Consider the following 6,318-nt stretch of genomic DNA (forward strand, 5'->3'; position numbering starts at 1 on the left):
ATCTCCTTACATTGGTGGTGGGCATCAGATTTTCTGACCCCTAGCGAAATGCCTATGTCCAACGGACTTGCACTTCTCCCAAATTAAGAAAAAAGCATTCATTGCGAATGCAAAATTCTATCAAACATCAGAGCCAGCTTTAAAAATGCTGCTTAAAACTGGCATAAAACTGCTTAACTGAAAAGAGCAGCTTATATTTTTTCAACTTGAAGAACATCAACTTCAACAGGAGTTGCTCTTCCAAAAATCTGAACATTAACACGAAGCTTGTTCTTTTCTGTATTTATGTCTTCGATAGCTCCGCTGAAAGTTGCAAAAGGACCTTCTGTGATTTTTACAGTCTCGCCGACTTCAAAATTCTGCTTAATGCGAACCTGTTTTTCACCTTTAAGCTCGCCAGCCATCTGCAAGATATTTTTTGCTTCTTCTGTGGAAATTGGACGCGGTTTTTCAGAAGGCTTAACACCAACAAAACCTGTTACACCCTGAACGCGGCGAATTAAAGAGCAGGTGTTCTTCCATCCAATCTGCGGAAGATCCATTTCAATCATAATGTAGCCAGGAAGAATCAAGTTGTTGCGGACGTGTTTTTTTCCATTTGAAATTTCAACAACTTCTTCCATTGGAACTTTTACTTGAAAAACAACATTTGAATCAAGTTTCTGCTCTGTGAGCATAGTTGCCAATGTTCTTTGAATTTTCTGCTCGTAGCCTGAATAAGTCTGAAGAATATACCAGCTTCTTGCCATTTGATTCCCCTAGAATACGAGGCGAAGGCCTTCTGTAAACAGCCAGTCAAGAAGACCAAGAATCAATGCAACAATAATTGTAGAGATGAAAACAACTTTTGTAGAAGAAAGAACGTCGGTGCGTGTAGGCCAAGTTACTTTTCTAAGCTCTCCGGCACATTCTTTAAAAAACTGAAAAATCTTTTTCATTTTCATCCTCGTCTTTTGTAAATTAACAGGCCAGGCAGGACTCGAACCCGCGACAACCGGTTTTGGAGACCGGGACTCTACCAACTGAGCTACTGACCTAAAATATATACAGCCTCCCTAAAAGAAGGCATATATTTTATTTAGCTTTTGTTTCCTTGTGAAGGATTTCTTTGCGGCAGAACGGGCAGTACTTGTTCTTTTCAAGCTTGCCAGTGATATTCTTGCGGTTTTTGTATGTTGTGTAATTTTTGCGCTTGCATTCTGTGCACTGCAATGCAATGATTTCTACGGCTGACTTTTTCTTGCTTGCCATAATATTTGCTCCTCTGTTTTTCTAATCTTATAGCTCCCGAGCGGAATCGGACCGCTGACCTCATCGTTACCAACGATGTGCTCTACCGACTGAGCTACAAGAGCATAGGGATAATATTCCCTTGAAAAATGGTATGTTTTGGAAATATAACTTAATAGAAAAAATATGTCAATAAGAGATTCTTGAATTTGTTGAAATTCAAATAATATTTTTAGAACAATAGGTTGAATATCGAATTTTTATTTCTTTGTCATTCTCGCGCTACGATACGAGAATCCACTGTAATTTTTTAACAGATTATCAACCGAGTTTCTTTCAGAAACGTCGCAGGGTCAAGCCCGACAATGACATTTTAAACTTATTGGATTTTCTATGACACAAAAAAACTGATTACGAGCGGCATTCCTGTGTAAAAGTTGTATGCGGAGGAACAGACTTTGTAATCCAAGTGTTTCCGCCTATGACACAGCCTTCACCAATTACAGTATTTCCGCCTAAAATCGTGGCATTGGCATAAATCGTAACATTGTCTTCTATTGTTGGATGGCGTTTTTTGTTCATCAGCTCTTTTTTTACACTCAAAGCGCCCAATGTAACGCCTTGGTAAATTTTCACATTGTCGCCAATAATGCAGCTTTCGCCAATTACAACGCCAGTTCCATGGTCAATAAAAAAACTTTCGCCGATTTTTGCACCCGGATTTATATCAATTCCAGTGTGGCTGTGCGCGTACTCACTCATTATGCGCGGAATAACAGGAACTCCGCTTTCTGAAAGAAAATGGGCAATTCTATAAACGGAAATCGCTTCAAGGCAAGGATACGAAACTATTACTTCCTCGCTAGATTTTGCAGCCGGGTCTCCAGCATTTGCAGCCTGAACATCGAGTCCGATTTTTCTGCGGATTTCTGGAATTTCTTCAATAAGAGCAAGAGAGACTTTTTCCGCAAGATTAAAGCAATGTGAAAGTTCAACTTTGTCGTTCTGGACAACAAAAGAAAGGGCTTTTTTTATCTCGCGGGTAAGCATTGAAACTATGCGGTTTACGCGCTCGCCTGTAACAAATCTCAACGTAAGCGAATCAATTTCCTCTGCAACCCTGTAGCCCGGAAAAATCAAGCACTGAATATCCTTTAGAACCGTTATGACGTTTTCCCTGTTCGGAAACTTCATGGCTTCATCAAGGTTGATTCCTCCGTACTTTTGGTAAGATTCAAGTATTTTTTCTACGGCATTGTCAATTGTCGCGCTCATAAGACCTCGCTTTTTAATTTTCCGCAATCAAACTGGCTAGCTCCAGTATTTTTTGCCCCAGTTTTCAAAATTCCATTCATCGGAATATTCATTGCACTCATAGTCAATGTAATACAAAAGTCCGTTCTGTACAATAAAATTTGTGGGATAATAGTCGATATTAAGGTGAAGAGGATAAAGTTTGCGGCACATTTCTTCCACCTGAGCTATGTATTCAGGCTTTACAAGTTTTTTCTTGGCGAGCTGCTCTATTGTAGAACCGTCAATATACTCCTTTAAAATGCGCTCATTGTTAACATCATGCGCAATCATAAGCGGAATTCTTATGCCGGCATTCTTTAGACGCTCATAATCGTTGAGTTCTGCCATTATCTTGTTGCCAAACTGATAGTAGCTGCAAGGCTCGTGGTGAATCTGCTTAAGCACAAAAAGAGCTCCGCCACAAGAAGCAAGATACGAATATCCACCCTTGCCTTTGCCCAAAAGTTTTTCAAGCCGGTAATTCTTGCCGTTTAACGAAACATACGAATTAAGTTCAAGCATGGTACAACAATCTCCTTTTTGTTTTACTTTTATAATTAAAAAAACACGGCGTGTTTTTTTTTATTTTATAGTACGCGCAAGGCGGAAACCGTTATCTTTGTAAAGAAACTGTGTTAGCTCATTTTCAGATTGGTAAGAGCGACTAAAAATATTTTTAGAGTCTGTATCAAAAACACTTCCACCTCTACGTATGCATCCTGTTCCGCTTTCAACAGGATCTGTTACTTCCATTTCAGAAATATTGTTTGATCTATCAGAACAAAACTCCCAGCAGTTTCCGCTCATATCATAAAGTCCAAGGCTATTGGATTTTTTTAGCCCAACCTCATGGCTTTTCTTAGTCGCTCTATTATCATCATAATTATACCAAGCAACTTTATCTATATCTTTACTGCCAACATAAGTGTAATTCCAGTTGCTTCCATCTTGTTTTCCGCCACGGGCTGCAAATTCCCACTCTGCTTCTGTAGGCAAACGATAGCCGTTATTTTCTAGTTTATACGAAATTTGCCAGTTTGGAGCAACTGCCTTAATATTACTAAGGTCAATATTGTCATAGTCAATTTCACTGCCATTCGACTGAATTTCATAGCATTTATCAAGTCCCATTAATATAGAAAGTTTATTGCAGAACAAAATTGCATGATACCAATATATACCTTCAACTGGGCGCAGTTCTTGAGTTTCACCGTCTTCAGGAGGATAAGAGTCTCCTTGTTGTTTGCTCGGATTTTCTCCCATTACAGCCTCATAAAGTTCCTGCGTTACTTCGTACTTGCCTATGCTGTATGGGTTTAAAGTTACTGTGCGACCGTCAATAAAAACGCCTGCGCTTCCGCTTCCTGTAATTGTTGTGGCGGCATCAATTACTGTTGCAAGGGCTGTCTTTTCAAGCTTAGTTTTGTTTATAACTATGCTTCCGTCTTCGGCGACAAAGCAGTTGGAAATTATAAGGGTAAAAGGGCATTCTGTGGTTTTATCCGCTTCAACTTTTATATCTTTGCTTCCAGATGCGATAAGCTCATCATTGTTCGCAGAATCTCTCGCTTCCGCTTCAACGGTATATTCGCCGGCTTCAAGTTCTGTGAACTCTATTACCCCCCCCCACAGAATCTTTCGTTTCAGAATAAACTTCATTTGTTACACGCACAACAAACTTGTCGGCATTTTCTTTGTTGTAAACATAGCGTCCGCCCGGCAAAGCCACACGGATTGAGCCTCCCTTTTCAGAGCCGCCGCTCATGTTCATGCAGGACGCAGCCACAAATAAAAACGCAAATAAAGCCGGAACAATAAATTTCTTCATAAAAGACCTCCAATTTTTAGATTATCGGGTCAAGCCCGATAATGACAACTTTCATCTCTCTGTCATTGTCGTACTTGAATTTCCATGTCATTCCCACACTTGATGTGGGAATCTCTGTTATAACTAATTTTTCAGGAACCTATTTTACATTATAATGAATAAATTCCAAAAAACAACTTTTTGGTGAAAATTTATTAAGAATTTTCCTTGAGTAAATACGTTATTTACCTTAGGAAAATAGTCTATTTACCACAGGTAAATATATTATTTACCCTAGGTAAATAGCTTATTGGCTGAATGTAAAATAATACTTTGAGGAAGAAATTTCATACTAAAATCCTAAATTTCTAAAAAAACAACAATTCGCCATAGAAAAACATTATAAAACGCCGAAAAATAGCAAAACAATATGCCGAGAAAAAACTTTATAATTCGCCGAATATAAGATATAATTAATTTATGAATGATTACAAACCAAGAATTGTAGATGAAATTTTGGCAAAAAAACTCGAAGCAAAAGGTGCCGTTCTCATAGAAGGACCAAAATGGTGCGGCAAAACAACAACAGCATTGCAGCAGGCCAAAAGTATTCTCAGAATGGACAACCCATTGGAAAAGGATCAGAATCTTCGTCTTTCAAAATTAAATCCTCAAAGGCTATTAAAAGGTGATACGCCTAGGCTTGTTGATGAATGGCAGATTGCTCCGACTCTTTGGGATACGGTTCGATATGAAATAGATCAGAGAGGAAAAATGGGACAATTTATTTTGACAGGTTCCGCCGTTCCTCCTGACACAAAAGAAATTACACATTCAGGTACAGGCCGTTTTACCTGGCTTAACATGAGACCTATGAGCCTTTATGAATCAGGAGAATCAACTGGTGAAGTAAGCTTGAAATCATTATTTGACGGAAACTTAAATATTGATGGTGAAAATAGCCTCGATGACATAGACAAGCTTGCCTATCTTGTTTGCAGAGGAGGATGGCCGCAGGCTATAGGACTGAAATCAGAAGCGGCTTTATAACAGGCTTTTGATTATTATGATGCAGTTGTTAAATCAGATATTAACAGAGCCGATGGAGTAAATAAAAATTCTGAGCGTGTTAAAAGGATTATGAAATCTTATGCCAGAAATCAGGGAAGCCAAGCCGCAAGCACAGTCATTGCTCAGGACATAGCAGTAAACGAAGTTGAAACTGTAAACGAGGACACTGTTCATTCTTATATAGAAGCATTGAAAAAAATTTTTGTTGTTGAAGACATGCCTGCTTGGAATCCAAATTTAAGATCAAAGTCTGCCATAAGGACATCTGATACAAGATATTATGTTGATTCTTCAATCGCCACTGCAAGCCTTGGCATTGGACCAGAAGATTTGATAAATGATTTAAAGACTTTTGGACTTTTCTTTGAAACTATGTGTGTAAGGGATTTAAGAATCTTTGCAGAAAGCTTAGACGGCTCAGTATATCATTACAGAGACAACACCAATCTTGAATGTGATACTGTAGTTCATTTGAGAAACGGTTCTTATGGTTTAATAGAAATCAAACTTGGCGGAGATGATTTAATTAATGAAGGTGCAGCAAATTTGTTAAAACTACAAGATAAGATTGATGTTTCTAAAATGAAAGAACCATCATTTTTAATGGTGTTGGTTGGAGCAGGAACTTATGCTTACAGAAGAGAAGATGGAATTCTTGTTGTTCCTATTGGATGTCTGAAGAACTAAAAAAAGTGGATGACGCCAAAAGTATCTTTTTTGTCATTTTCAATGCTAACGAGGTTGTCCTTGCCGCGCTTGATACCGCGATATTTTCATAGCAAACTCGGTTAGCAATCTACTGAAAATTTTCAACGGATTATCAACCGAGTTTCTTTCAGAAACGTCACAGGGTCAAGCCCGATAATGACAGTAAATTTACAAAACTCGAAATTGAAAATAAACACAATCCAAGA

The 6,318-nt window shown here is 38.4% G+C and carries 9 protein-coding genes and 2 tRNA genes; 2 read left to right on the forward strand and 9 right to left on the reverse strand.

Annotated features, from left to right (window positions below):
* Positions 1-191: 191 nt before the first annotated feature.
* The 9 genes from nusG to B4C08_RS01890 all read right to left on the reverse strand — a co-directional run bounded on the left by nusG (position 192) and on the right by B4C08_RS01890 (position 4,354).
* A complete protein-coding gene (gene nusG, locus B4C08_RS01850; protein ID WP_296662308.1) occupies positions 192-749 on the reverse strand; it encodes a transcription termination/antitermination protein NusG in 558 nt (185 codons plus the stop codon).
* Positions 750-758: 9 nt separating this feature from the next.
* Positions 759-938, reverse strand: a complete 180-nt coding sequence (secE, locus tag B4C08_RS01855) for a preprotein translocase subunit SecE (protein WP_295795647.1) — start codon at positions 936-938, stop codon at positions 759-761.
* 26 nt (positions 939-964) lie between these two features.
* Positions 965-1,037 (reverse strand) — tRNA-Trp (locus B4C08_RS01860).
* A gap of 37 nt (positions 1,038-1,074) precedes the next feature.
* A complete protein-coding gene (rpmG, locus tag B4C08_RS01865) occupies positions 1,075-1,251 on the reverse strand; it encodes a 50S ribosomal protein L33 (RefSeq protein WP_177528792.1) in 177 nt (58 codons plus the stop codon).
* A 31-nt stretch (positions 1,252-1,282) separates the two neighbouring features.
* A tRNA-Thr gene (locus B4C08_RS01870) sits at positions 1,283-1,355 on the reverse strand.
* Positions 1,356-1,641: 286 nt separating this feature from the next.
* The gene (epsC, locus tag B4C08_RS01875) at positions 1,642-2,505 is read right to left on the reverse strand and encodes a serine O-acetyltransferase EpsC (RefSeq protein WP_296662311.1); all 864 of its coding nucleotides are present in this window, start codon (positions 2,503-2,505) and stop codon (positions 1,642-1,644) included.
* Between the two features lie 36 nt (positions 2,506-2,541).
* Positions 2,542-3,048 (reverse strand): hypothetical protein, encoded by a 507-nt coding sequence (locus B4C08_RS01880; RefSeq protein WP_296662313.1) that lies wholly within the window; start codon positions 3,046-3,048, stop codon positions 2,542-2,544.
* A 60-nt stretch (positions 3,049-3,108) separates the two neighbouring features.
* Positions 3,109-4,185 (reverse strand): formylglycine-generating enzyme family protein, encoded by a 1,077-nt coding sequence (locus tag B4C08_RS01885; RefSeq protein WP_296662314.1) that lies wholly within the window; start codon positions 4,183-4,185, stop codon positions 3,109-3,111.
* Complete coding sequence (locus tag B4C08_RS01890) at positions 4,124-4,354, reverse strand: hypothetical protein (protein WP_296662315.1); 231 nt, start codon at positions 4,352-4,354, stop codon at positions 4,124-4,126. The genes B4C08_RS01885 and B4C08_RS01890 overlap by 62 nt, the downstream gene beginning before the upstream one ends.
* Positions 4,355-4,813: 459 nt before the next feature.
* Here B4C08_RS01890 and B4C08_RS01895 point away from each other — a divergent pair, with 459 nt between their 5' ends.
* Together B4C08_RS01895 and B4C08_RS01900 are read left to right on the forward strand one after the other, a co-directional pair.
* Positions 4,814-5,383, forward strand: coding sequence for an ATP-binding protein (locus B4C08_RS01895; protein ID WP_296662317.1), 570 nt, complete (start codon positions 4,814-4,816; stop codon positions 5,381-5,383).
* Positions 5,384-5,422: 39 nt separating this feature from the next.
* Positions 5,423-6,091 (forward strand): DUF4143 domain-containing protein, encoded by a 669-nt coding sequence (locus tag B4C08_RS01900; protein ID WP_296662318.1) that lies wholly within the window; start codon positions 5,423-5,425, stop codon positions 6,089-6,091.
* Positions 6,092-6,318 lie beyond the last annotated feature (227 nt).

The organism is Treponema sp. UBA753, from assembly GCF_002297325.1.
GTDB lineage: Bacteria > Spirochaetota > Spirochaetia > Treponematales > Treponemataceae > Treponema_D.

Excerpts from the sequence above, each read along its gene's own strand:
- secE (WP_295795647.1), bottom strand. The coding sequence starts at position 938 with ATGAAAAAGATTTTTCAGTTTTTTAAAGAATGTGCCGGAGAGCTTAGA.
- B4C08_RS01885 (WP_296662314.1), bottom strand. The coding sequence starts at position 4,185 with ATGAAGTTTATTCTGAAACGAAAGATTCTGTGGGGGGGGGTAATAGAG.
- B4C08_RS01895 (WP_296662317.1), top strand. The coding sequence starts at position 4,814 with ATGAATGATTACAAACCAAGAATTGTAGATGAAATTTTGGCAAAAAAA.
- B4C08_RS01890 (WP_296662315.1), bottom strand. The coding sequence starts at position 4,354 with ATGAAGAAATTTATTGTTCCGGCTTTATTTGCGTTTTTATTTGTGGCT.
- rpmG (WP_177528792.1), bottom strand. The coding sequence starts at position 1,251 with ATGGCAAGCAAGAAAAAGTCAGCCGTAGAAATCATTGCATTGCAGTGC.
- nusG (WP_296662308.1), bottom strand. The coding sequence starts at position 749 with ATGGCAAGAAGCTGGTATATTCTTCAGACTTATTCAGGCTACGAGCAG.
- B4C08_RS01880 (WP_296662313.1), bottom strand. The coding sequence starts at position 3,048 with ATGCTTGAACTTAATTCGTATGTTTCGTTAAACGGCAAGAATTACCGG.
- epsC (WP_296662311.1), bottom strand. The coding sequence starts at position 2,505 with ATGAGCGCGACAATTGACAATGCCGTAGAAAAAATACTTGAATCTTAC.